Source organism: Vibrio vulnificus CMCP6 (genome assembly GCF_000039765.1).
Lineage (GTDB): Bacteria > Pseudomonadota > Gammaproteobacteria > Enterobacterales > Vibrionaceae > Vibrio > Vibrio vulnificus_B.
Genome location: NC_004459.3, coordinates 2553059 through 2576621, shown reverse-complemented (window position 1 = coordinate 2576621; position 23563 = coordinate 2553059). Strand labels below are relative to the sequence as shown.

General features: G+C 41.1%; 28 protein-coding genes. 4 read left to right on the top strand and 24 right to left on the bottom strand.

Annotated features, from left to right (window positions below; all coding sequences use genetic code 11):
- Window positions 1–47 precede the first annotated feature (47 nt).
- From VV1_RS12085 to VV1_RS12070, 3 genes are all read right to left on the bottom strand, one after another.
- Window positions 48–497 carry a hypothetical protein gene (locus tag VV1_RS12085; RefSeq protein WP_043921029.1) on the bottom strand — a complete coding sequence of 150 codons (450 nt, stop codon included), beginning with the start codon at window positions 495–497 and terminating at the stop codon, window positions 48–50.
- 619 nt (window positions 498–1116) lie between these two features.
- Window positions 1117–1584 (bottom strand): cold shock domain-containing protein, encoded by a 468-nt coding sequence (locus VV1_RS12075; RefSeq protein ID WP_043921028.1) that lies wholly within the window; start codon window positions 1582–1584, stop codon window positions 1117–1119.
- Window positions 1585–2201: 617 nt separating this feature from the next.
- Complete coding sequence (locus VV1_RS12070) at window positions 2202–2888, bottom strand: toll/interleukin-1 receptor domain-containing protein (RefSeq protein WP_011080387.1); 687 nt, start codon at window positions 2886–2888, stop codon at window positions 2202–2204.
- A 333-nt stretch (window positions 2889–3221) separates the two neighbouring features.
- Here VV1_RS12070 and VV1_RS12065 point away from each other — a divergent pair, with 333 nt between their 5' ends.
- A complete protein-coding gene (locus VV1_RS12065; RefSeq protein ID WP_011080312.1) occupies window positions 3222–4190 on the top strand; it encodes an IS30-like element ISVa6 family transposase in 969 nt (322 codons plus the stop codon).
- A 33-nt stretch (window positions 4191–4223) separates the two neighbouring features.
- On the opposite strand, the gene VV1_RS12060 is transcribed toward VV1_RS12065, so the two are convergent.
- Entirely contained in the window at window positions 4224–4688 is a 465-nt protein-coding gene (locus VV1_RS12060; protein WP_011080386.1) for an ASCH domain-containing protein, read from the bottom strand.
- A gap of 1141 nt (window positions 4689–5829) precedes the next feature.
- On the opposite strand from VV1_RS12060, the gene VV1_RS12050 reads away from it, so the two are divergent.
- The gene (locus VV1_RS12050; RefSeq protein WP_011080384.1) at window positions 5830–6072 is read left to right on the top strand and encodes a type II toxin-antitoxin system ParD family antitoxin; all 243 of its coding nucleotides are present in this window, start codon (window positions 5830–5832) and stop codon (window positions 6070–6072) included.
- Complete coding sequence (locus VV1_RS12045) at window positions 6069–6368, top strand: type II toxin-antitoxin system RelE/ParE family toxin (RefSeq protein ID WP_001247271.1); 300 nt, start codon at window positions 6069–6071, stop codon at window positions 6366–6368. Before VV1_RS12050 ends, VV1_RS12045 begins: the two co-directional genes overlap by 4 nt.
- 142 nt (window positions 6369–6510) lie before the next feature.
- On the opposite strand, the gene VV1_RS24700 is transcribed toward VV1_RS12045, so the two are convergent.
- From VV1_RS24700 to VV1_RS11990, 12 genes are all read right to left on the bottom strand, one after another.
- A complete protein-coding gene (locus tag VV1_RS24700; protein ID WP_043921026.1) occupies window positions 6511–6804 on the bottom strand; it encodes a hypothetical protein in 294 nt (97 codons plus the stop codon).
- Window positions 6805–6951: 147 nt separating this feature from the next.
- Entirely contained in the window at window positions 6952–7458 is a 507-nt protein-coding gene (locus VV1_RS12035) for a GNAT family N-acetyltransferase (RefSeq protein ID WP_043921025.1), read from the bottom strand.
- 273 nt (window positions 7459–7731) lie between these two features.
- Window positions 7732–7923 carry a hypothetical protein gene (locus tag VV1_RS25260; RefSeq protein WP_080553463.1) on the bottom strand — a complete coding sequence of 64 codons (192 nt, stop codon included), beginning with the start codon at window positions 7921–7923 and terminating at the stop codon, window positions 7732–7734.
- Between the two features lie 935 nt (window positions 7924–8858).
- Window positions 8859–8984, bottom strand: a complete 126-nt coding sequence (locus VV1_RS25350; RefSeq protein ID WP_257975106.1) for a hypothetical protein — start codon at window positions 8982–8984, stop codon at window positions 8859–8861.
- Between the two features lie 1169 nt (window positions 8985–10153).
- Window positions 10154–10618, bottom strand: a complete 465-nt coding sequence (locus tag VV1_RS12025; protein WP_011080381.1) for a GNAT family N-acetyltransferase — start codon at window positions 10616–10618, stop codon at window positions 10154–10156.
- 187 nt (window positions 10619–10805) lie between these two features.
- Window positions 10806–11561 carry a BRO-N domain-containing protein gene (locus VV1_RS12020; RefSeq protein WP_011080380.1) on the bottom strand — a complete coding sequence of 252 codons (756 nt, stop codon included), beginning with the start codon at window positions 11559–11561 and terminating at the stop codon, window positions 10806–10808.
- A gap of 202 nt (window positions 11562–11763) precedes the next feature.
- Window positions 11764–12057 (bottom strand): hypothetical protein, encoded by a 294-nt coding sequence (locus VV1_RS12015; RefSeq protein WP_011080379.1) that lies wholly within the window; start codon window positions 12055–12057, stop codon window positions 11764–11766.
- A 140-nt stretch (window positions 12058–12197) separates the two neighbouring features.
- Window positions 12198–13334: a hypothetical protein gene (locus tag VV1_RS12010; RefSeq protein WP_011080378.1), complete on the bottom strand. Its 1137-nt coding sequence runs from the start codon at window positions 13332–13334 to the stop codon at window positions 12198–12200.
- Window positions 13335–13955: 621 nt separating this feature from the next.
- Window positions 13956–14285, bottom strand: a complete 330-nt coding sequence (locus VV1_RS12005) for a hypothetical protein (RefSeq protein WP_026050567.1) — start codon at window positions 14283–14285, stop codon at window positions 13956–13958.
- Between the two features lie 632 nt (window positions 14286–14917).
- A complete protein-coding gene (locus VV1_RS12000; protein ID WP_011080377.1) occupies window positions 14918–15307 on the bottom strand; it encodes a hypothetical protein in 390 nt (129 codons plus the stop codon).
- Between the two features lie 663 nt (window positions 15308–15970).
- Window positions 15971–16300: a hypothetical protein gene (locus VV1_RS11995; RefSeq protein WP_026050567.1), complete on the bottom strand. Its 330-nt coding sequence runs from the start codon at window positions 16298–16300 to the stop codon at window positions 15971–15973.
- A 155-nt stretch (window positions 16301–16455) separates the two neighbouring features.
- Window positions 16456–16785 (bottom strand): hypothetical protein, encoded by a 330-nt coding sequence (locus VV1_RS11990; protein ID WP_026050567.1) that lies wholly within the window; start codon window positions 16783–16785, stop codon window positions 16456–16458.
- Window positions 16786–17025: 240 nt separating this feature from the next.
- On the opposite strand from VV1_RS11990, the gene VV1_RS11985 reads away from it, so the two are divergent.
- Window positions 17026–17994, top strand: coding sequence for an IS30-like element ISVa6 family transposase (locus VV1_RS11985; protein WP_011080312.1), 969 nt, complete (start codon window positions 17026–17028; stop codon window positions 17992–17994).
- Window positions 17995–18025: 31 nt separating this feature from the next.
- On the opposite strand, the gene VV1_RS11980 is transcribed toward VV1_RS11985, so the two are convergent.
- From VV1_RS11980 to VV1_RS11945, 8 genes are all read right to left on the bottom strand, one after another.
- Window positions 18026–18559 (bottom strand): ParB N-terminal domain-containing protein, encoded by a 534-nt coding sequence (locus tag VV1_RS11980; protein WP_011080376.1) that lies wholly within the window; start codon window positions 18557–18559, stop codon window positions 18026–18028.
- A 156-nt stretch (window positions 18560–18715) separates the two neighbouring features.
- Window positions 18716–19138 carry a hypothetical protein gene (locus VV1_RS25545; RefSeq protein ID WP_250698500.1) on the bottom strand — a complete coding sequence of 141 codons (423 nt, stop codon included), beginning with the start codon at window positions 19136–19138 and terminating at the stop codon, window positions 18716–18718.
- Window positions 19139–19185: 47 nt separating this feature from the next.
- Window positions 19186–19743 (bottom strand): GNAT family N-acetyltransferase, encoded by a 558-nt coding sequence (locus VV1_RS11970; RefSeq protein ID WP_011080374.1) that lies wholly within the window; start codon window positions 19741–19743, stop codon window positions 19186–19188.
- Window positions 19744–19903: 160 nt separating this feature from the next.
- Window positions 19904–20518: a hypothetical protein gene (locus VV1_RS11965; protein WP_043921022.1), complete on the bottom strand. Its 615-nt coding sequence runs from the start codon at window positions 20516–20518 to the stop codon at window positions 19904–19906.
- A gap of 193 nt (window positions 20519–20711) precedes the next feature.
- Window positions 20712–21050, bottom strand: a complete 339-nt coding sequence (locus tag VV1_RS11960) for a GFA family protein (protein WP_039465016.1) — start codon at window positions 21048–21050, stop codon at window positions 20712–20714.
- Between the two features lie 146 nt (window positions 21051–21196).
- Window positions 21197–21499, bottom strand: coding sequence for a hypothetical protein (locus VV1_RS11955; RefSeq protein WP_011080371.1), 303 nt, complete (start codon window positions 21497–21499; stop codon window positions 21197–21199).
- A 148-nt stretch (window positions 21500–21647) separates the two neighbouring features.
- Complete coding sequence (locus tag VV1_RS25540) at window positions 21648–22100, bottom strand: hypothetical protein (protein WP_043921021.1); 453 nt, start codon at window positions 22098–22100, stop codon at window positions 21648–21650.
- Between the two features lie 606 nt (window positions 22101–22706).
- Window positions 22707–23480 carry a GTP pyrophosphokinase gene (locus VV1_RS11945; protein ID WP_011080369.1) on the bottom strand — a complete coding sequence of 258 codons (774 nt, stop codon included), beginning with the start codon at window positions 23478–23480 and terminating at the stop codon, window positions 22707–22709.
- Window positions 23481–23563: the final 83 nt, after the last annotated feature.

The following is a 23563-nucleotide window of genomic DNA, read 5'->3' as shown; positions in this document are numbered from 1 at the left end:
ATGAATCCCTCTTGAACGCCTTGTTATATGCAATTTTCTGGCGCTTGCTAAATCGGCTTAATTCTTAACTTAAACGAATCGATTTGCTCGACTTGCGATGGTACAAATGCACATTTGATCTCAAGATAAGAGGTTTCCTTTGGCTGCATAATGAAAAGTTCATTTTCGCCGATACAATTACCAATAAAATTACCATTCACATCAAACGCAGATGCTAAAACTTCACGAGAATATAATGCGTCTTCCGTAAGGTTTTCCTGTACGACAGCTAAACGCACGTCGTCCCCATCTTTGAAGACATTTTTCAATGTTAAACCATAGGCAGTTTTGAAATCCGCTAAATACTCAATTGCTTTGTCATCGATTTCTTTGTCTTCAAGAATATTTCCGAGCGACGGTTCAACAAACTTTGTATAAACCAACCCACTCAGAATGATTGCAACTGAGAAACCGATTCCCCAGGTGAAACCGTTTAAGATGCCATTTAATCCTTTCATAAACATTCCAATCCATTGCATATAACGCTGCGTTAAGGGGTGAATGCCGCTTAAACCAGCTTTCCGCAGACCACTTCACCACCAAAACTAACCGCATACCAAAAATGCCACGCGGCATGAATCCCTCTTAAACGCCTTGTTATATTGATGCTGCCAAAACCAATTTATTGATTTAACTGGGATGCGAGCAACAGTAGCGAAAAAATAGCAAAGCTGTACCTGAGATCATTCCTACGTTTTATCAAACTCTTATTATTCAATTGTTCCAGATCTTTGCCGAAAAGCATTGGAACAAATAAGAACATACCAAAATGGAACACTGCGAACGGTGGGGCCCCTCTAGAACGCCAATGCTCATTCTCCATTTCACTCCATTCATCATAAAAACTCTTGCTGGATTTTATAAGCGGAAACAATGAAACCAACACCGCACAAACCATCAGAGTGTTAAATAACTCACTCATTTTAATCCCTGAACTTGAAAAACAATATAACGCCCAATTAAGGTGTGAGGCACGCAATACCAATGCCGCCGCATACCGCCTTAACCACTAAAACCAACGCATATCAAAAATGCCACGCGTGCCGAATCACTCTTAAATTGTTTGTTATGCCGATACTACCAGCCGCCACATAACTGGCTCTCACAAGGGATGCCATCACGGTCGCCGTCTATTTTTACGTTCGGGCAGTTTGACAAATAAAACTTAGCTTCGTCACAAGACACCATTTCGCTACAGTACGTTTTACCTTCACAACTAAAACCCATATTTTCATACGCTGGGTTCAGTTTAGGTTCGATAAGAAACACGTATAATCCAGCACCTAATAAACCTAGGACAGCTGCTGATATTACAACTGAAAGAGAGTTTGTTTTTTGAGGTTCCACGCCAATTAAACGAGCACTTGCTGCACTTAATTTAGGCTGATTATTTGCCAGATGAAACTCTACATGATCACCTACTTGTGGGCGACGATAGCCTTGGGGAAACTTGGATATATGAACAAATACGTCGCCATCAAGCTCATCAGATTTAATGAACCCAAACCCACGTTCATCAACCCAGCGAAGAATCTTCCCTTTCATATATTCTCCCGTTTTCACGTTAAGGCATAACGCTGCGTTAAGGGGTGAATGCCGCCTAAACCAGCTTTCCGCACACCACTTTCACCACAAAAACCAACCGCATACCAAAAATGCCACGCGGCATGAATCCCACTTGAACGCCTTGTTATGTTTAAGACTCAAAGGGTTAAGTTTTACGATACCAAGAGCTTAACTCGACTTACCTTTACACACCAAAGCCACAGCCTAAAAAACTGAATTAACTAATAAAATTAATTGGATTTACTTTGAGTTGCAATGTTAGAAAACGAAAACCTGAGGCTCTAACTTTAAAACTGAGCAAGCTGCACTCGCCTCACCCAAACACTACATTTCAATGAGGCAACTCTCTGAATTTTTAGCGCCCACGAATTGGAGTCCAGAAAACAGCGATCAACGATGTTAACTTGCCGACAAGGGAAAAACTTGAAAGCTGCGTGAGCAAAAAAGAGTGCAACCAACTGATTTTACGTGATTAAACATAACGCCCTGTTAAGGTGTGAGCAACGCAATACCGAAGCTCCCGCATGCCACCTTAAACACAAAACGCAACGCATAGTAAAAATGCCACGCGTTGCGAATCACTCTTAAACAGATTGTTAGAGCGCCACTAGCTCCGCAAGTTTGCTAGCAACATTATCTAATGGATCTTCTGCTGTATCTAAGCCACTTCGCGAACCTAGTAACGGGCTTACATCCCGAAGATCGTCATACGTAGTGTCGTGGACAATTGGTACTAGCAAATCAGTAGAGAGTAAAGCCGAAAGCTCTTTGTCAGCAACCCCCTCGCCAGCTATGCGCTTCAAAAATGATGGCGTTACCATAACAATTCCAATTCTTGATTTAGCTAAACCCTTATCGATTTCACGCATTAAGTTTGAGCCGAGCAAAACGTCTTTTTCACTAAACCAAACTGAAACACCCTTAGCTTCGAGTAAATCATGTAACTCCTTGGCGATTCCTTTACGGTCATCCCAAGCGTGACATAGGAAGACATCGCGAAGATCAGGTTTAGAAGCTCGTCTCTCTACATTTTTTCGGACTGGAGTAAGAGTTCTAATTTCAGCTTGAGTATAAACTACAGAAGAGCCTGGACTTGACCAACTTGGTCTTGGGCTACTTGAGCTTGAACCACCTGAACGGTAACCACTTCCTCCAAACGATGAATATGAGGACGAAGGGTATGATGAATATGAACTGTAGCTACCACGGCTACTGCATGCTGGACAGTTAGCTCTAGCACTTGCTGTACGGTGACCATTTACTGGTGCAGTACATCTTGCCATATAAGAATCTCCAATTATGAATTCAACCCAATGATAAATGATTGATTACAATATGAAACAATAACAGTATGGCATTTTAAACACGGTCACAAAATGTGATTATTGTAGGTGCGCTCTAACGCTGCGTTAAGGGGTGAATGCCGCCTAAACAACTTTCCGCAGACCACTTTACCCACCAAAAAACACCGCATACTAAAAATGCCACGCGGCATGAATCCCACTTGAACGCCTTGTTATATTTCTTGGATTCAAGTACGAAGTGCGACACCTCTGAACATAAAAACAGTGAGATGCGATAATCATGAAGTTTGCTCCCGCCAAGAAGTAAAAAACATGAGATACACGCACCTCACTGAGAACGAAAGGTATATGATTTCTGCGCTCAGAAAGCAAGGAATTAGTACCGCTAAAATAGCTAAACAACTAGGTCGTCACAAAGCTACTATCTATCGAGAAATTGAACGTAATTCCCGATACAACAGACACTTTAGAAGGTTCTCCTATCAAGCATGGAGAGCCCAACAGATGGCTCGCAACCGGCTAAGCCGCTCGCGCAGAAACAAGCGCTATAGCGAAATCGACTTCAGGTTACCTGAAGCCTTGCTACGACTGGATTGGAGCCCTGACCAAATCGTCGGATACCTAAGGGTAAGAGGCTATCCAACAATGAGCCACGAGCTCATTTATCAGCATATTTGGAACGACAAAACTCTCGGTGGAACACTATGGAAACATCTACGCCAATCGACCAAGAAAAGGCGCAAAAGATATAACTCAAAAGACAGCCGAGGTCGGCTGGCAGCAAAGCGTCATATTACCGAAAGACCTGCAAAAGCTGAGCATCGAAATGAGCCTGGCCATTGGGAAATTGATACCGTCGTTGGCCGCGGAACCAAGCACTGTATCGTAACTTTAGTCGACAGAATGACTGGCTACACTTTTATAGGGCAAATGGACGATAGAACAAGCGAGTCGCTCAACGTAAGAATGAGCAAAATCATGACCCGCTCTGACTTACCTTTTAAGACGATAACTGCGGATAACGGCACTGAATTTCATGGTTATGCACAACTGGAAAAACATCATAACTGTCTGTTTTACTTTGCAAATCCATACCATTCATGGGAGCGAGGGACTAATGAAAACACCAATGGTTTGATACGACAATACTTACCAAAACGAACTTCTATGTCACACGTAACACAGAAGCTCTGCAATGAAATTGCACACAAATTAAATACGCGCCCACGCAAAAGACTTGGGTATAGGACACCAACGGAGTATATTCATGCGCATCTGTAAAAAGTGTCGCACTTCAAACTTGATACTAAGTTTTTATTTGTACACCACTTTGAACTGCTCTAGTACTAGCAACATATCTTCCGACGGTGATATTTCTAACTCTACGCACTCTTTTGAGAAGAAGTTCCAATGCGCCTCCCGCCACCAAGCTAAAGTCTTGTCACCCTCACCTTCTAAAGCCGCGAACTCCGGTGTTACTTCGCTGTATTTTTGCTTGGTTACAGACGTCATTTCTATAATACAAATCGGTATACCATCCCAATTTGTCACGACTTGAAGGTGTCCAACAACTGGCATTGGCTCGCCTTTTTCACTGTACCAATAGTCTAAGCTGCATGATGCACGCTTTTCACCACGAAGGATTAACTCGGCACAGAGATTAGCATTGTGTTCATCTGCACAGAAATAGTCTGAGCTGAACGAAGTGTATTTGGAAGCGACCTCATCAGGTAAAGAGTTCAGATATTGTTCCAGGTAAACTCTACTTCTTTCATCCATGATTTCGACTCGAAAATTGATTAAAAATATAACGCCGCGTTAAGAGGTGAATGCCGCATAAACCAACTTTCCGCACACTACTTTCACCACCAAAACTCACCGCATACCAAAAATGCCACGCGGCATGAATCCCTCTTGAACGCCTTGTTATGCTTAAGCTTCAATGGATTACGTTTTTCTGAAAACAAGATTAACTCGACTGTGATTTACAAACAAAAGCCAAAACGTAGAAAACCGAAATGACTCATAGTTTTGAAAATCTGGGCTTTGAAATTCGGCCGCTAAAACTCAAAAACCTAAGATCAAATTGCTGATTGAGCCAGCCACCCTAACCTCTCGCTTACCTGAAAATTGATTGAGGTAACTCTCTGAATTTTCAGCGCCAAAGAATAAGTGTCCGAAAAACAGCGCCCAATGAAGTCAACTTACCGACATACACCAAACTGAAAAGCTAAGGGAACAAAGAAAACCATAAACCACTGATTTTACGTGATTAAGCATAACGCCCAATTAACGTGTGAGCAGCGCATACACTGAACTTGAAGGCTGCGCCGTAAACACTAAATTCAACCCGAAGTGAGAGCGCCAAGCGTTGCGAATCACTGTTGAATTGTTTGTTATATGATTTATTTCGGACTTACCTTTCCACCTTGCTGCAATCGGTAAAAATTGTTTCTACTTGCATGCTTAACATCTTGTAGCTTTCTTGTCGCAGAATTCAAACTTGGGTTTACTGCGTCAAAGATCTTTACGGTTAACTTACCAGAGCGAATCGCGTCTATCACTAACTGCTCGAATTGCGCATGTCTCAGGTTTTTATGATGCATTTTTCTATGCTGTTCAAACCCTTGGCTTGTTAGCTTTTTATTACATATTGGACATGTTGTCCTAAAACTCACGTCCAGATTTTCGACTACGTTTTTTGTTTTTCTCATGGATTCTCATCAAATCATATAACGCCGCGTTAAGTGGTGAGCAACGCAGACCACCTAACCTAAAACATTGTGCCGTAAACACTAAAGCTAAGCCAGACCAAAAATGCCATGCGTTGCGAATCCGGCTTAAACGCTTTGTTATGCGCCTTGCATCCAAGCCCAACTAATACCATAATTAGGTATCTATTGGTATTGAGGACTAAGTTATGGCTAAGAACACTAGTATTACTTTGGGTGACCATTTTGACGGTTTTATTGCTAATCAAATCCAAAGCGGTCGCTATGGCTCTGCAAGTGAAGTCATTCGTTCTGCTTTACGTTTACTTGAAACCCAAGAAACTAAAATGAACACTTTACGCCAGTTGCTTGTTGAGGGCGAAGAAAGTGGAGTTGCGGATTATGACCTTGATTCGTTTATCAATGAGTTAGATAGCGAAGAGAGAAAATGAGACCATTTCAGTTAACTAACAAGGCGAAATCTGATTTAAGAGATATAGCCTTGTTTACCTCTCGACGTTGGGGTCGCGAACAGCGAAATATTTATCTAAAACAGTTTGATGACTCATTTTGGCTGTTAGCCGAAAATCCTGACATTGGTAAAGCCTGTGACGAAATTCGCGATGGCTACAGAAAGTTTCCACAAGGAAGCCACGTAATATTTTATCGTCAGATCGGCAGTCAAAATATTGAAATTATCCGTATCCTCCACAAAAGCATGGATGTGAATCCAATTTTTGGCGCATAACGCTCTGTTAAGGGGTGAACAACGCAATACTAGAGCTACTGCATATCACCGTAAACACTAAAACCAACGCATAGTAAAAATGCCACGCGTTGTGAATCCCTCTTGAACAGTTTGTTATTGCGCTGAGCTAACGGCGCCACTGTCAGCGTCCATTTGATAGCCAAAATTCATACCGTTCTTTTGCCCTTTCAGATACACGCAACACCTTGCCTTCAATCCACTTAGGAGCATGTCTTCGACTCAAAATGGAAATATTTAGCTTATCCCCAGATTCTGATGTGCAATCATCGCAACCCAATCCATATTGATTGCGTAACCATCTTTTACCTTGAAAATAATAAGAGCGACCGTTTCGAGTCAGTTTGACGATATCAATCAAAACAGTACCACTTTCCAACTCAATATATGCTAACAGCTCTCTTTGTTTATGCTTCATTTTTGCCTCTGCGCAATAACGCTGCGTTAAGGGGTGAATGCCGCCTAAGCCAACCTTCCGCAGACCACTTTCACCACTAAAACTCACTGCAAACCAAAAATGCCACGCGGCATGAATCCCTCTTGAACGCCTTGTTATGTAACAATTTTACGCATATTTGTAGACATGGTCTGCGTACAAATGACCACCAATTTCATAAGCTTGAGGCACTATCCTATCGAGCACAAAACCCACTTTTGTAAGTACCTTTTCGGAACCAATGTTGCCCTCGGTGACAACTGCACTGTATTTATCGATGCCGAACTCTGACATTGAATAATTTATGAGGGCTTGCAGTGACTCTGTACCATACCCGAGCCCATGATATTCGGGTAAAAACATAAACCCAACTTCAGCAACAGAATCGTTAACACAAAAACCTGTTATACCTACTGCTTTATTCGTTGTGGACTCGACAACAACTAAACATAACCAATGCTCCGAATCTACAAACCAAGATGCTAATCGAGATTTAAATTTACTCTCAATTTCTAACTTTGGCAGTTCATCGAAACAGAGCGAAATGACACTTGGGTTTGTATGGAGTTGTAGAAATAAAGACAAGTCATTTCCCGATAATGGCTTCATCCGTAGCCTTTCAGATATTACTTCCATTTAGCCAAACTCTCCTTGTTACATAACGCCCTGTTAAGGGGTGAGCAACGCAATACCAAAGCCGCTGCATACCACCTTAAACACTAAAACCAACGCATACCAAAAATGCCACGCGGCATGAATCCCTCTTGAACGCCTTGTTATGCTTAAGCTTCAATGGCTTACGTTTTACTAGAACCAAGAGTAACTCGACTTTGATTTACAAACAAAAGCCAAAACGTAGAAAACCGAAAGGACTCATAGTTTTGAAAATCGGGCTTTGAAATTCGGCTGCTAAAACTCAAAACCTAAGATCAAATTGCTGATTGAGCCAGCTACCCTAACCTCGCGCTTACCTGAAAATTGATTGAGGCAACTCTCTGAATTTTCAGCGCCAAAGAATAAGTGTCCGAAAAGCAGCGCCCAATGAAACCGACTTGCCGACAAGCACAAAACCAATAAGCCAAGGGAACAAAGAAAAACCATAAACCACTGATTTTACGTGATTAAGCATAACGCCGCGTTAAGTGGTGAGCAACGCGGCCACCAAACTTAAGGCATTGAGCCGTAAACACTAAAGTTGAAACAAACTGAGAATGCCAAGCGTTGGGAATCCGTCTTAAACGCTTTGTTATATTTATATTGTTGGAGATTTATGGTTTGGGGCAAAGATGCCCCAACCAAAGGTTACAAAAAAAGCACCAACAATAAAGCCGAAGCCCTAATTATTGCAGCAACATCAATTGAAACCACTATATTTCGAGTTTTAACAGTAAACATAAAGTTCGCCTGATAATTCTCGAGCCGACTCAAGAGTTAATCCTGATATTTTACGTGAGTGGCCGTCACGCGCTGAATAAGGTTTTGCAATCCTTACCAACGATTATTTGCTCTCAGTTGCAGTGAAAGCAGCAAAGTGTGCAACCATTCAACATAACTATCATCAACAGTCGCCTGACCATCTAAGATGCGAATGCACTTCTAGCAAAAAGAGCCTTGCCCAAGTTGCGTGTTCTGATTATAACTACACACATACATAAGCATCAAATGGATTATGGAAATACGTGGATAAATATAACGCTGCGTTAAGGGGTGAATGCCGCCTAAACCAACCTTCCGCAAGCCACTTTCACCACCAAAACTCACCACATACCAAAAATGCCACGCGGCATGAATCCCTCTTGAACGCCTTGTTATGCTTAAGCTTCAATGGGTTACGTTTTTCTGGAAACAAGATTAACTCGACTTTGATTTACAAACAAAAGCCAAAACGTGAAAACCGAAATGACTCATAGTTTTGAAAATCTGGGCTTTGAAATTCGGCCGCTAAAACTCAAAAACCTAAGATCAAATTGCTGATTGAGCCAGCCACCCTAACCTCGCGCTTGCCCGAAAATTGATTGAGGCAACTCTCAGAATTTTTAGCGACCAAGAATGGATGTCCAGAAAATAGCGCACACAAAAGCCAACTTGCCGACAAACATCAAACTGACAAGCTGAGGGAACAAAGAAAAACCATAAACCACTGATTTTACTTGATTAAGCATAACGCCACGCTAAGTGGCTAACAAACCTACCACTCAACTCAACTGACCACCTTACACACCCAACTCGACCAAACCAAAAATGCCACGCGTTTGTTAGTCCGTCTTAAGCGTTTTGTTAGTTTGCGTGCCTAATGTAGGCAGCGCTTTTGCAGCAACATGCTGAATTAAGGCCAAAACTACTGACTTTGAACCCAGATGCAAAACTGGAAGCCAGAGTTTCAAACCCAACCGACAAAACAGACTTAGCGAAGTGCGACAAAGGGTAGTTGGGAGCAATTAGCCGCAAAGAAAAAGAAGCAGCGTAAAAGAACGATGACAAAAAAGTTAGAGCCAGTAAACGACCACCCCACCGCGATCACTTCCCATATAGTGCCACCGGAAAGTTCGTGAAATTGGCAAACCAACAGGTGCAAAGCACAGAAACCGGACTAGCCTTTTGCTTACTTTGCAAACTAACGCCCTGCTAAGGGGTGAGCAACGCAATACCAAAGCCGCCGCAAACCACCTTAAACACTAAAACCAACGCATAGCAAAAATGCCACGCGTTGCGAATCCCTCTTGAGCAGTTTGTTAGTTTGCAGACCCAAAGCGTTAATTTTACGTTGTTTTAAACTTTGCAAACAATAAACTTTATGTGTTCTGGTGCACTTAAGTCAGGCGTAGTCTCAAAGCGACTACTCAATGAAACCACTTGGAACAAACAACGCCGCAGAAAACGAGTTTACAACACCAAAAAGCGCTTTTGGAAAACCAATCTCACAGTGCGAACTTTCAACAAAGCCACTGAAACCACGTGGAACTTACCACACCAGAGAAAACGTCCTTGCAGCGAGTAAATCGGCTTTTGTACCAACAAACTCACAGAGCAGAGTTTCAGCAAAAAGTTCGATTCAGTTACCCAAAAAGTCACAGCACCAAAGAACAAATCAACCGCTGAAACGATGCCAATTTTGGTTTTTTACCACGCTGATTAACACTGAAATTAAATGCCGATACGACATGAGCTTTACCGCTAGATCTTGCGATATAGCTACGTTTTTCCTCTTGCAAACTAACGCTCTGCTAAGGGGTGAGCAATGCACTGCAAAAGCTACCGCACACCAACTTAAGCACAAAACTCACCGCATACTAAAAATGCCACGCATTGCGAATCCCTCTTAAGCAGTTTGTTATGTTTTGGCCAACCTCAAACGCTTAATCAGCTGTTTCATCGGCATTTCCAACGTCAAAACACCTTTAGAACGACTGAGCTCGCGAAAGCCAACTGAAAAATATTGCTCCTTGGCAGTATTATTTTCAAAAACACAACAACGCACTTTTTGAACCATAGGAGATACGCTTGTTTTTAATAGACTCGATTTTAACAAACGAAAACCCGCTAATCTGTTTTGATACCCTTGAGCCACTTGCAAAGAGTCAATAAAGTGAACATCTTCATTTTGATGGTACGCGATGAATCCAGAGATATGATCTCGCTGTACTTCAACAATAACAGACTTACTTTTATAGTGACGTATGATCGATTCTCGATCCCACTTCAACCCAAGTTCAATCTGCATATTGAGCATATTATCTTCAATAAGTTCGTATATTTGATTCCAATCCGAATCAATCACATCACGTAAGCTCATCATTTCCCTGTAAAAACATAACGCCGCATTAAGGTGTGAGCAACGCTACCACGACACTAAACCATTGCACCAGAAACACGAAACCCAACGATGGAATGAAAAATGCCAAGCGTTGGGAATCACTCTTAAATGCTTTGTTAAGCGTTGTCCCTATCACCGGAAATCAAGCGCATCTCGATTAAGGCTAACTTTATAACAGCCATAGGAAAACGCTGCTCTTCTCGTATACCGCTGAGCGAGACTTGATAATTGAACCTTTTTCTGAGGCAACTTTTTCACATTGAGCAACAACTAAAGTCAATTTACTCTCATCTATCTCTAGGGACCTGATGACTTCGCTAACATCAAAATATTCAAGGTTTGAGTGATTATTAAGCTCTACGGTATCTAACCTTTCTTTTAGGGACTGTAAAACAGAACCTTGAAGCTTAATAGTGTCTGATTGCTCATCCACTTTATTGTCCAAATGCTTGAACTTTTCCATAGAGCTACGCATAAACTGGCTCAGTAACTGAGACTGTTTTGCTTGTTGATCTGCTACTTGCAATAGAAAGTCGTCATCGTTTACTTCCGGAGGCGGATAAATACCAAATCGACGGATTGATGGCATTACTTCTTTTAAAACCCAATTTTGAAACTTTTTCGCTCCAGAGCTTTTTGCTTGCATTGCCACTCGGTATACACCCGGCTCAGTAACGTAGTAATGACGCTCTTCCTTGCCATCAACAATCACAGTCTCAATAAATCGCTCATCATCTTCTAATGATGTAATGCTAGCTTTCAATAGGGATGCTTGATTCGAAGTTGCCCTGCCATCTAGAGACTGAGTCTCTTGTGAAATAACTTGAACAACATCAGGTAAAAGGAACAGCGTATCCCCACCCTTTTGCATGGTTTTTATTTCAAGTTCTCCCATAGAACTTGGATAAAGCAAAACATCAAACATTTAGGCACCTCTACATAATTCCTAAGCGAAATATGATACCACACCATTTGCACCAAGGTTAATATACGACGCTTAACGCCCTGTTAAGGGGTGAGCAACGCAATACCGAAGCCACCGCACACCACCTTAATCACTAAAATCAACGCATAGTGAAAATGCCACGCGTTGCGAATCCCTCTTGAACAGTTTGTTAGAGCGCAACTCACAGATTGAACAGAACTTTCAAAAGAGAATTTACCAAAGAAGATATTCCTAGAAATAGAACTAATGGCAAACCTATCGCTATTATCAGTTTAAACTCGACAAACTGACCTACAACCGCATCACCATATCTACCGCCCAAAAACTTTCTCGATTCGTCTCCTACCGTAGATTTGACTTCATCTGTGACCGTCTTGCGATCTTTACCGATGAATTCTTTAAACAACATAAAGCCGAAAGGAGCGATAAGAATGCCTGCGATAAGATATGAAATGTATTCAATTATGTCCGTCATATTCACATTTTTCTCCTGCGCTCTAACGCCCGCTTAAGGGGCAGCCAACGCTACTACTAACTTTCCGCATAACACTGTAACCATAAAAACCAACGCATAGTAAAAATGCCACGCGTTGGCTGTCCCTCTTGAAGCGTTTGTTATAACGAAAGTTCGTCAAATAGCCCATTAATATTGCTTATTGAATTACTTAAATTTTTCTTCTCTACTCCTCTTTCGGAAAGATATTTAGCTATAACTGAAAAACATGAATCTACATCCTTCAGTTCTTCATCAGTAAAAGTTATCGTTGATATACCAAACTTAGAGAAGTATTCATTTCTTTTACCCATTTCTTTAGACCATTTTTTAGATAAGTCTTCATTAATATCTATCTTTTTTACATCTCTGATCCTATCTACAACCATATGCGTTGATGACGGACTTATCTCGAAACCCACGAGTTTATTCGTATATGGATTAAGTATTGTGTAATCAAGTCTATATTTGTGTTTAGCTTCTTTTCCTGCGTACCTCAACTCTGGGATTAAAAATGGCTCTTCATATGAATTGTCTGAATTTTTCAAATAATCTATATAACGATCTGCTATAGCTTTTTCATACTGCGAATTAGAAACTCTTTTTAAAACACTTCTATAAAATTGAACAAAATCCTTTGATGATTGAAATTTCATTGGTTCATCAGAATCCGGATCAATTAGCCCTGTATTCATAACATGCCTAATTGTCCAGAAATTGAAATCTGATCGTCTCATTTCAGATTTGTCGTTTACCCAGTCATCATTTCTCATTTCAGGAGAAATGAGTAATCCCCACACTAAATTTCCACTTCCAAACCAAATTGTCCAAAGAGATTCATCAGGTTTATGCCTTACTCTTTCTTTAAAATTTCGATAAAAATTACGGGTAAGAAATAATATTAGGTACTCTTTTAAGAGATGATCTTGGAGGGCATGCATTAAGAAATATTCACGATTAACCCTATTATAGGGAGCTTTGGGCTTTAGTCGTCCTAGAACAGCTTTTTCTCGTACACTTTTACCTAAACCGTCAATCCACATACTAATGAAATCATTGGGATCTAAAAAAACAGTGTTAACACTATCTACGTAAGTATTATTATTCGCTCCCATCATTGCATGAAATGAATGTATAGAACGAATACCTGTTATTTCTTCAAATCGAATTAATGCTTTATCTTGTAACAACTTCAAACGAGCTGTAAGTAACTGCTCTTTTTCTTCTAAAAATTTTTTATTGATACTTACTACGTCCATAATTACCTATTTCGTTATAACGCCGCGTTAAGGGGTGCAGGCACGCAATACAAAAGCTACCGCATAGTGCCGTAACCACCGAACTCAACGCAAACTAAAAATGCCACGCGTGCCAAATCCCACTTTAACGCTTTGTTATGCTTAAGCTTCAACGCCCACATTTTTACCAAAACCAAGATTAACTCGGCTAGGATTAGTTAACAAAAGGCAAAACCTAAAAAACTGAAATGACTCATGATTTTTGAAAATCTGACTTTGAAATTTGGCTACTAAAACTCAAAAACCTAAGTTCAAAATTCTGAATGAGCCAACTGCCCTAACCTCACGCTTACGCGAAAACTGATTGAGGCAATCCTCTGAATTTCCAGCGCCAAAGAATTGATGTCCAGAAAATAGCGCCCTATGAAGCTGACTTGCCGACGAACTCGAAACTAACAAGCCGAGGGAACAAAGAAAAACACTAAATCACTGATTTTACGAGATTAAGCATAACGCTGCGTTAAGGGGTGAATGCCGCCTAAACCAACTTTCCGCAGACACTTTCACCACCAGAACCAACCGCATACCAAAAATGCCACGCGGTATGAATCCCACTTGAACGCCTTGTTATGTTCACATTGCTCAAATAGTATGCCCACATTTTTGACATTCGATTTTTTTATCTTTTAACGATTGCGTAAAGTTTGATTTCCCACAGTTGTCGCAAAACTTAGCACCACGTATGTTCATAAAAGTTATTAGCGCAACAATGGGGACAATTACAATCCAGAATTGATGTTTAAAAAAGCCCATCAAGTTAACAATGAACAAAAATAAAGCGCCTGTCACGACAGAGAATGCTGGATAATATTTCCTCTTAAACTGTGTATTTTTATTCGCATAGAACAACACATAACCGAGGAGTGAAACACCCGCCCAAACACCAAAAGCTATTTGTACTTTTTCATCCATATCTACAATCCATCTTGTGAACATAACGCCGCGTTAAGGGGTGAATGCCGCATAAACCAACTTTCCGCAGACCACCTTCACCACCAAAACTCAATGCATACCAAAAATGCCACGCGGCATGAATCCCTCTTGAACGCCTTGTTATGCTTAAGCTTCAATGGGTTACGTTTTAATAGAACCAAGATTAACTCGACTTTGATTTACAAACAAAAGCCAAAACATAGAAAACAGAAATGACTCATAGTTTTAAAAATCGGACTTTGAAATTTGGCCGATAAAACTCAAAAACCTAAGATCAAATTGCTGATTAAGCCAACCGCCCTAACCTCTCGCTTACCCGAAAATTGACTGAGGCAACTCCCTGAATTTTCAGCGCCAAAGAATAAGTGTCCGAAAAACAGCGCCCAATGAAGTCAACTTGCCGACAAGCACAAAACCAATCAGCCAAGGGAACAAAGAAAAACCATAAACCACTGATTTTACATGATTAAGCATAACGCTCGCTTAAGTGGTGAGCAACGCAATACGATGCTTTCGCATACCACCTAAAACACTAAATTTACCGCAAACCACAAATGCCACGCGTTGCGAATCCGTCTTAAAGCGTTTGTTAGGGCGCTTGGATTCATCTTCTAGTTCCAATAAATCGAAGCGAGTTTTATCAATTTAGACTGCCCATTGACCAAGACACTGATTTCATCTAAGTAACAACTTTTTAGCTTTAGTTCCGCAAGCTTATTATTTCCCAAGCAATATCGTATCTTGAAATCACTGAGCCTAACAACTGCAACCCTAGAGCTCATACCCTCAGTACCTTTTCTATTAGGGACTTCATCAATTACCAGCTTTACAAATGCAATGTACTGACTATCCGAAGACCATAAAATATCTTGTGTAGCTCCCTTTATCTCTTCATTATTATCTATTGATAGATAACCCCATTCAGGACCACTCATCCACATTTCTCCGCCTGACCGATAAGTTGCTACGTGCTTTCCATCAGGGCTAATTGACTCAAACATCTAACTTAATCCTTCATTCAAACGACAAACTTAATTTTAAAACTGACTAGCCATGAGCCCTAACGCCGCGTTAAGGGGTGAATGCCGCCTAAACCAAGTTTCCACACACCACTTTCACCACAAAACTCACCGCAAACCAAAAATGCCACGCGGCATGAATCCCGCTTGAACGCCTTGTTATGTTTAAGACTCAAAGGGTTAAGTTTTACGATACCAAGAGCTTAACTCGACTTACCATTGAAAACCAAAACCAGAAGCTAAAAAACTGAATTAACTCATAAATTTGATTTTACTAACATTGAGTTTTAGCGTGAAAAACCGAAAACTGGAACTCTAACATTGAAATTGAGAACACTTCACTCACCTCGCCAACACACTGGATTGCAATGAGGCAATTCTCTGAATTTTTCGCGCCCGCGAATAGGAGTCCTGAAAACAGCGACCACTGAAGTTAGCTTGCCGACAGGGGAAAAACTTGAAAGTTACGTGAACAAAAAAGAGTGCAAACAACTGATTTTACGTGATTAAACATAACGCCGCGTTAAGGGGTGAATGCCGCATAAACCAACTTTCCGCAGACACTTTCACCACCAGAACCAACCGCATACCAAAAATGCCACGCGGTATGAATCCCACTTGAACGCCTTGTTATGTTCACATTGCTCAAATAGTATGCCCACATTTTTGACATTCGATTTTTTTATCTTTTAACGATTGCGTAAAGTTTGATTTCCCACAGTTGTCGCAAAACTTAGCACCACGTATGTTCATAAAAGTTATTAGCGCAACAATGGGGACAATTACAATCCAGAATTGATGTTTAAAAAAGCCCATCAAGTTAACAATGAACAAAAATAAAGCGCCTGTCACGACAGAGAATGCTGGATAATATTTCCTCTTAAACTGTGTATTTTTATTCGCATAGAACAACACATAACCGAGGAGTGAAACACCCGCCCAAACACCAAAAGCTATTTGTACTTTTTCATCCATATCTACAATCCATCTTGTGAACATAACGCTGCGTTAAGGGGTGAATGCCGCCTAAACCAACTTTCCGCAGACACTTTCACCACCAGAACCAACCGCATACCAAAAATGCCACGCGGTATGAATCCCACTTGAACGCCTTGTTATGTTCACATTGCTCAAATAGTATGCCCACATTTTTGACATTCGATTTTTTTATCTTTTAACGATTGCGTAAAGTTTGATTTCCCACAGTTGTCGCAAAACTTAGCACCACGTATGTTCATAAAAGTTATTAGCGCAACAATGGGGACAATTACAATCCAGAATTGATGTTTAAAAAAGCCCATCAAGTTAACAATGAACAAAAATAAAGCGCCTGTCACGACAGAGAATGCTGGATAATATTTCCTCTTAAACTGTGTATTTTTATTCGCATAGAACAACACATAACCGAGGAGTGAAACACCCGCCCAAACACCAAAAGCTATTTGTACTTTTTCATCCATATCTACAATCCATCTTGTGAACATAACGCCCTGCTAAGGGGTGAGCAATGCACTGGCAAAGCCACTGCACACGGCCTTAATCACAAAATTCACCGCATGCTAAAAATGCCACGCATTGCGAATCCCTCTTAAGCAGTTTGTTAGGCTTCTTGGATTCAAGTACGAAGTGCGACACCTCTGAACATAAAAACAGTGAGATGCGATAATCATGAAGTTTGCTCCCGCCAAGAAGTAAAAAACATGAGATACACGCACCTCACTGAGAACGAAAGGTATATGATTTCTGCGCTCAGAAAGCAAGGAATTAGTACCGCTAAAATAGCTAAACAACTAGGTCGTCACAAAGCTACTATCTATCGAGAAATTGAACGTAATTCCCGATACAACAGACACTTTAGAAGGTTCTCCTATCAAGCATGGAGAGCCCAACAGATGGCTCGCAACCGGCTAAGCCGCTCGCGCAGAAACAAGCGCTATAGCGAAATCGACTTCAGGTTACCTGAAGCCTTGCTACGACTGGATTGGAGCCCTGACCAAATCGTCGGATACCTAAGGGTAAGAGGCTATCCAACAATGAGCCACGAGCTCATTTATCAGCATATTTGGAACGACAAAACTCTCGGTGGAACACTATGGAAACATCTACGCCAATCGACCAAGAAAAGGCGCAAAAGATATAACTCAAAAGACAGCCGAGGTCGGCTGGCAGCAAAGCGTCATATTACCGAAAGACCTGCAAAAGCTGAGCATCGAAATGAGCCTGGCCATTGGGAAATTGATACCGTCGTTGGCCGCGGAACCAAGCACTGTATCGTAACTTTAGTCGACAGAATGACTGGCTACACTTTTATAGGGCAAATGGACGATAGAACAAGCGAGTCGCTCAACGTAAGAATGAGCAAAATCATGACCCGCTCTGACTTACCTTTTAAGACGATAACTGCGGATAACGGCACTGAATTTCATGGTTATGCACAACTGGAAAAACATCATAACTGTCTGTTTTACTTTGCAAATCCATACCATTCATGGGAGCGAGGGACTAATGAAAACACCAATGGTTTGATACGACAATACTTACCAAAACGAACTTCTATGTCACACGTAACACAGAAGCTCTGCAATGAAATTGCACACAAATTAAATACGCGCCCACGCAAAAGACTTGGGTATAGGACACCAACGGAGTATATTCATGCGCATCTGTAAAAAGTGTCGCACTTCAAACTTGATACTAAGCTTATGCCCAACGTATGTTCATGAACCTGTTTAATTCGTCGACGCTCTCTCTGTACGCATAGATGGGAATTTCTCCAAGCCCAATAGCTTTTGCAACAGCATAGCGATGATGCCCGCCTTGAAAAATGACTTCACTATTTTCAACAGGCTTTATGACTGGTGGCGTGATTGGTTTACCCTCAGATAAATATACAATCATTTTTGCCAACTTAGATTGACTGCCAACTTTCCAAAGTTCATCTCCATCTCTACGACTAAAATGGCACAAATATCTATCAAACTCTTTTAGAGGCATATGCCCTAAAACTAGTCCATTTGGGTAAAATTCATCAAATTCAGACTTACTTAAACCGTCAAAGCAATACCGCTGAGATTCAGGGCGATAATCCCAATTAATTGTTATTGTTGGCCATTCGTTCGGTTGTTTGCCGTAGAGCTTTTCCGATTTGGTATGCAATTCTTCACGTTCCGCCATCGAGCGCTTGTAATCTTCTGCACTCTCATACCCGAAGACTTGAGCTAATTCATCGTTCATTATTGAGACATTTCCTCTGATAAGCCTAACGCCGCGTTAAGGGGTGCAGGCACGCACTACAATAGCTACCGCACAGCGACTTAATCACTGAACCCAACGCAAACCGAAAATGCCACGCGTGCCAAATCCCTCTTAAACGCTTTGTTATGTTTGTAATCAAAGCGTGCAACTTACATTTTTAGAGTAAGAATGAGCACTTTTGACATCGTTCGCCATTATATAGTACTCCATGTGCCTTTTTAGCCATGTACCATCGGGGCCATTATCTTCTGTTGGTTCCGAAACTAAATAATCATACGGGCAAAGCTCTTTAATTTTTTCCTCGAAAACACTATCGATTTCACCATTTGAACTTGTTAGCTTTTTTTCACTAATAGCTATCAAAGTGTAATTGTTATCATCAGCTTCATAACTGAGAACTTCTATTGGTGCTGCCTGACTAGCAGCACACCCAGTCAAAAATACTAAACTCATAAAAACTGAATGTTTCATTTTTATCCTTAAAACATAACGCCGCGTTAAGGGGTGAGTGCCGCCCAAATCAACTTTCAGCAGACCACTTTCACCACCAAAACTCACTGCAAACCAAAAATGCCACGCGGCATGAATCCCACTTAAACGCTTTGTTATGCAGATTTTCCTAACCACTGCTCACGTGTAATTGCGTACAAGCAATGTCGCTCCAAAGGATGGCCTTTAACTACCTTTGGATGGCTAAAGTCCTGCTTCGTATCAACCATCCCAAGCTTCAGCATTACACGCTGAGAAGGACGATTCTGCAAAGTAGTAAATGCAAAAACTGTTGGTGCATCTAACTTTTCAAATGCGAATTGCAATGCCTTTTGAGCCGCTTCAGGAGCGTAGCCTAGCCCCCAAAACTCAGAAGACAGCCGCCAGCCAATTTCAAGAAAAGGAGCATTAGGAAAACCACTGTCTTCATCTTGGCTATGTAACCCAACAAATCCAATAAACTGCCCCGTTGCCTTAAGTTCAACTGCCCAAAAACCCCAACCTTTATCTAAAATTAGCTTTTTGATTTTTTCTGCTTGTTCATAACTCTCAGCATGCGAAAGTGGTGCAAGAAAATATCTCATCACATGAGGATCAGAACACAACGCAGCATAAGGTTGATAATCGTCATCTCGCCACTGACGTAAAACAAGCCTATCTGTTTCCATTTTCATACTAAATTCTCAATGAAATAGTAAATCTGCATAACGCCCAATTAAGGGGTGAACAACGCCTGCCCCCAAACCTAAAGCATTGTGCCATAAACACTAAAACTGAAGTAGAAGCAAAAGTGCCAAGCGTTGTGAATCCCTCTTAAATTGCTTGTTAGCTGTCTCAGTCGCTGAGCTCTCTTTTGTGAGTAATGTACAGGTCCTTAGCCGCGAGTTGAATACCAATTTCACTGAAAATTTGATCAATTATTTCTGCGTCAGATTTACCTGTTATGCCTTTCGAATCCCCTGCAAGAACTCGCATGGTGTTCAATGCACAGCACCCTGTGAACAAATATTTCTTGTAACAGTTTTTCAGTAATGTCCGATTCTCTTTAGTAACTTCTTTGTTTTCTTTTATCTCTAAGCAGTAGTCAACAAGTCCGGTAAGCTGTGTTTGCAAAGATTTTGCTGCATATCGTTGTTCTTTTGTTAATAGTTGAAAGCTGTTTTCTGTTGCACTCTTTAAAAAATAACAACTTGTTTCTCGAGGGATATAGAACCAAGGTTGATTTATTTTCGGCTCATTTTTTTCCTCCCAATAGGTTAGGCTATCTAAGCATGACGCAAAATTCATTAGCCTATTTGGAAGCTCTCCAATTTCATCATTAAGTTCCAACTTCAAATTGTCATATATTTCATTAGCTTTAGCTTTGTTTTTCCGTTTTTCGATGTAAGGAGCTAAATACACACCAACCAGCAAAGTAACTACTGGTAAAATTGTTTTAATTTCGAACATTCTCACATCCTTATTTAGAATTTTAACTGATGAAATCTTGATATTCGCTGATATTCAAATGGCAGCTAACGCTGCGTTAAGGGGCACAGGCACGCAATACAAACGTGACCGCATCACACCTTAACCACTAAACTTACCGCAAACTGAAAATGCCACGCGTGCCAAGTCCCTCTTTAACGCTTTGTTAGGCAAATTAGTACGATGCGCCATTGATATTTCTCACTGCAATACCTGACAATACTTCTGCTTCAGCCATTCGCATGTTTACGGCCAAGATTTTATCCAGACATTTGGCTGTAGTTACATAATGAGTAATGCAACCACAAACTGAACACCGATGAAATTCGACTTCTTTGTCACCCCAACAGTAGATATCTGTTGGTTTTGTCATGGTGACTTCGACTTGTTCCGGAGAAAAATACGCCCAAGAAGCAGCATAACGTCGACAAATTGAACAATTACACTCACCAACTTCTGTTGGAATTTCACTCAAAATAAGAGTTACATTTTCACAATGGCATGTCAGTTTCATCTTAAACTCCTTGGATTTGCCTAACGCCCTGTTAAGGGGTGAGCAACGCAATACCAAAGCCGCCGCAAACCACCTTAATCACTTAAACCAACCCATAGCGAAAATGCTACGCGTTGCGAATCCCTCTTGAACAGTTTGTTATGTGTTTACTTCAACACTCGCCATTTTTCTATAGCTGCAAGAGCCAGAGTAGAAAACTGTTTAGTCACATCTCGACCTTTAAAAACTGAGTGGCTACCTTTAGCGATAGGTGCCGAATAATGGATATCGTGAGAAAGCTGGTTCAGATACTCTCTACCTTCGGATTGATATTGGTTTAATTCAGTCTCGTTGAGCTTAATCATATATGTGTAGCCCAAAAAGCTATGATTACAGTTAGCATCTAAGTAGAGATCATCTTCATGTTCAAATAAGAACCATCGCTGATCTTCGGTATCAATTACTCTCATAGCTTTCTCCTGAACACATAACGCTGCGTTAAGGGGTGAATGCCGCCTAAACCAACCTTCCGCAGACCACTTTCACCACTAAAACTCACTGCAAACCAAAAATGCCACGCGGCATGAATCCCGCTTGAACGCCTTGTTAGAAGTTTGCTCACCTAGTGCTCCGGCTTTCCCTTTTCGCGTCATGTGGGAAACAACTTGTATACGCACGAGCAACATGACTTTTGCCATTATCATCTACGACTACACAAACTAGATTGCACGGATTTCCAAATGCCCTCCTCCAAGTGTGATGACGCTCCTCATAATCAGCTTCAAATTCAACGTAAACGTATGCTGAGCTAACCCATTCAAGTGGGATTGAGCGTTTTATAAGTAGCCCCTTAAACATCTTTGAATAGCTCTCAGTCATGAGGTCAAAGTGCGGAGAATATGGGGCAATCTGTTGAGAGCAAAGGTTTATAGAAACACACTTACTTTGAAGGTGCTCTACGAGCAGGTATAGCTTACCTATACCCCAATAGCCATCAACATCATTGTTTCTACTACAAAACGAACCAATAATACCGCTTGCGATACTACCCAGTTCTCTTCTGCATCCCATATTTATTCCCAAAACTTCTAACGCTGCGTTAAGGGGTGAATGCCGCATAAACCAGCTTTCCGCAGACCACTTTCACCACCAAAACTCACCGCATGCCAAAAATGCCACGCGGCATGAATCCCTCTTGAACGCCTTGTTATGCTTAAGCTTCAATGGGTTAAACTATTCCTAAACCAAGATTAACTCGACTTTGATTTACAAACAAAAGCCAAAACGTAGAAAGCCGAAATGACTCATAAGTTTTGAAAATCAGGCTTTGAAATTTGGCTGCTAAAACTCAGAAACCTAAGTTCGAAGTACTGATTGAGCTAGCCGCACTAACCTCGCGCTTACCCGAAAATTGACTGAGGCAACACTCTGAATTTTCAGCGCCAAAGAATTGATGTCCAGAAAACAGCGCCCAATGAAGCTAACTTGCCGATGAGCACAAAACCAATCAGCCAAGGGAGCAGAGAAAAACATAAACCACTGATTTTACGTGATTAAGCATAACGCCCTGTTAAGGTGTGAGCAACGCAATACCGATGCTACCGCATACCACCTTAAACACAAAACGCAACGCATAGCAAAAATGCCAAGCGTTGCGAATCACTCTTAAACAGATTGTTATACAATATTTTCGGGGTTCGCAATGAAGCCAGTTCTTTTACCAGACTTTTGCTTTTCATCTATCAACCCTTGATAAGCATCCCTCAAAGTTAATAGTGAATTATCTTCATTGCTCAGGCGTTTAGATAGTTCAGATAGCATTGTCTCTAACATCGCATTTTCTACACCAACTATTTTCGCCTTATAGTGAAACTCGTGTGTCATATCACCCCATGCGTCTTGAATCTTCGTTCGAATTTGAACCTCGCAGAGCATTGATTCATTTTTTATTTCAACACTTTCGCTGCCTTTTGCCTTGCTAATACTGTCATAAGCAACGCGAGCTTGAAGATGTATAGAACGGTAACCAGAAGGCTTAGGGTTTGTAATGTAGTCTTCAATTGATTCAGGTTTCACATCGAGGTGATTCGACGAAGAAATGAAATCCATAATTCCATTACAATCATCTATAAACCAACATATTACTCGCGCACCAATTAAGTCTTGAATAACCTCTGTTGGCAAATAGAACTGAGGGAATCCTTTTTTTTCCAGTTTCTTTAGGAAGCTACCTAGGCTCTTAACTCGTGTTGAAACCGTAATGGCTTCAGGAGGAAGATTGTGATTTATAGTGTATGCATGAGCTAACTGCGTTAACCGAATTTGAAGCAACTCTCTAACCTGTTCAAGCTCGTTTCCGTAACGGTTGTAGAAACGAATCGCTCGCTCTTTCAATTCTTCTGGGGTTAAATTCTTGTCTTTTTCCATTTCTGACTCTTTTATTGTACTCATTTTTACTCTTTATTGTATAACGCCGCGTTAAGGGGTGAATGCCGCTTAAACCAACTTTCCGTAGACCACTTTCACCACCAAAA

Coding starts and splice junctions, on each gene's coding strand:
- VV1_RS11945 (WP_011080369.1), bottom strand. CDS start 23,480: ATGAGTACAATAAAAGAGTCAGAAATGGAAAAAGACAAGAATTTAACC.
- VV1_RS11965 (WP_043921022.1), bottom strand. CDS start 20,518: ATGTTCGAAATTAAAACAATTTTACCAGTAGTTACTTTGCTGGTTGGT.
- VV1_RS11970 (WP_011080374.1), bottom strand. CDS start 19,743: ATGAAAATGGAAACAGATAGGCTTGTTTTACGTCAGTGGCGAGATGAC.
- VV1_RS11985 (WP_011080312.1), top strand. CDS start 17,026: ATGAGATACACGCACCTCACTGAGAACGAAAGGTATATGATTTCTGCG.
- VV1_RS12085 (WP_043921029.1), bottom strand. CDS start 497: ATGAAAGGATTAAATGGCATCTTAAACGGTTTCACCTGGGGAATCGGT.
- VV1_RS12025 (WP_011080381.1), bottom strand. CDS start 10,618: ATGATGAGCTTACGTGATGTGATTGATTCGGATTGGAATCAAATATAC.
- VV1_RS25260 (WP_080553463.1), bottom strand. CDS start 7,923: ATGGTTTTTCTTTGTTCCCTTGGCTTATTGGTTTTGTGCTTGTCGGCA.
- VV1_RS11995 (WP_026050567.1), bottom strand. CDS start 16,300: ATGGATGAAAAAGTACAAATAGCTTTTGGTGTTTGGGCGGGTGTTTCA.
- VV1_RS25350 (WP_257975106.1), bottom strand. CDS start 8,984: ATGCTTAATCAAGTAAAATCAGTGGTTTATGGTTTTTCTTTGTTCCCT.
- VV1_RS12015 (WP_011080379.1), bottom strand. CDS start 12,057: ATGACGGACATAATTGAATACATTTCATATCTTATCGCAGGCATTCTT.
- VV1_RS11990 (WP_026050567.1), bottom strand. CDS start 16,785: ATGGATGAAAAAGTACAAATAGCTTTTGGTGTTTGGGCGGGTGTTTCA.
- VV1_RS11980 (WP_011080376.1), bottom strand. CDS start 18,559: ATGAACGATGAATTAGCTCAAGTCTTCGGGTATGAGAGTGCAGAAGAT.
- VV1_RS12050 (WP_011080384.1), top strand. CDS start 5,830: ATGGCTAAGAACACTAGTATTACTTTGGGTGACCATTTTGACGGTTTT.
- VV1_RS12000 (WP_011080377.1), bottom strand. CDS start 15,307: ATGTTTGAGTCAATTAGCCCTGATGGAAAGCACGTAGCAACTTATCGG.
- VV1_RS11955 (WP_011080371.1), bottom strand. CDS start 21,499: ATGAGAGTAATTGATACCGAAGATCAGCGATGGTTCTTATTTGAACAT.
- VV1_RS12045 (WP_001247271.1), top strand. CDS start 6,069: ATGAGACCATTTCAGTTAACTAACAAGGCGAAATCTGATTTAAGAGAT.
- VV1_RS12075 (WP_043921028.1), bottom strand. CDS start 1,584: ATGAAAGGGAAGATTCTTCGCTGGGTTGATGAACGTGGGTTTGGGTTC.
- VV1_RS12020 (WP_011080380.1), bottom strand. CDS start 11,561: ATGTTTGATGTTTTGCTTTATCCAAGTTCTATGGGAGAACTTGAAATA.
- VV1_RS12065 (WP_011080312.1), top strand. CDS start 3,222: ATGAGATACACGCACCTCACTGAGAACGAAAGGTATATGATTTCTGCG.
- VV1_RS25540 (WP_043921021.1), bottom strand. CDS start 22,100: ATGGGATGCAGAAGAGAACTGGGTAGTATCGCAAGCGGTATTATTGGT.
- VV1_RS12060 (WP_011080386.1), bottom strand. CDS start 4,688: ATGGATGAAAGAAGTAGAGTTTACCTGGAACAATATCTGAACTCTTTA.
- VV1_RS12070 (WP_011080387.1), bottom strand. CDS start 2,888: ATGGCAAGATGTACTGCACCAGTAAATGGTCACCGTACAGCAAGTGCT.
- VV1_RS24700 (WP_043921026.1), bottom strand. CDS start 6,804: ATGAAGCATAAACAAAGAGAGCTGTTAGCATATATTGAGTTGGAAAGT.
- VV1_RS12035 (WP_043921025.1), bottom strand. CDS start 7,458: ATGGAAGTAATATCTGAAAGGCTACGGATGAAGCCATTATCGGGAAAT.
- VV1_RS11960 (WP_039465016.1), bottom strand. CDS start 21,050: ATGAAACTGACATGCCATTGTGAAAATGTAACTCTTATTTTGAGTGAA.
- VV1_RS12005 (WP_026050567.1), bottom strand. CDS start 14,285: ATGGATGAAAAAGTACAAATAGCTTTTGGTGTTTGGGCGGGTGTTTCA.
- VV1_RS12010 (WP_011080378.1), bottom strand. CDS start 13,334: ATGGACGTAGTAAGTATCAATAAAAAATTTTTAGAAGAAAAAGAGCAG.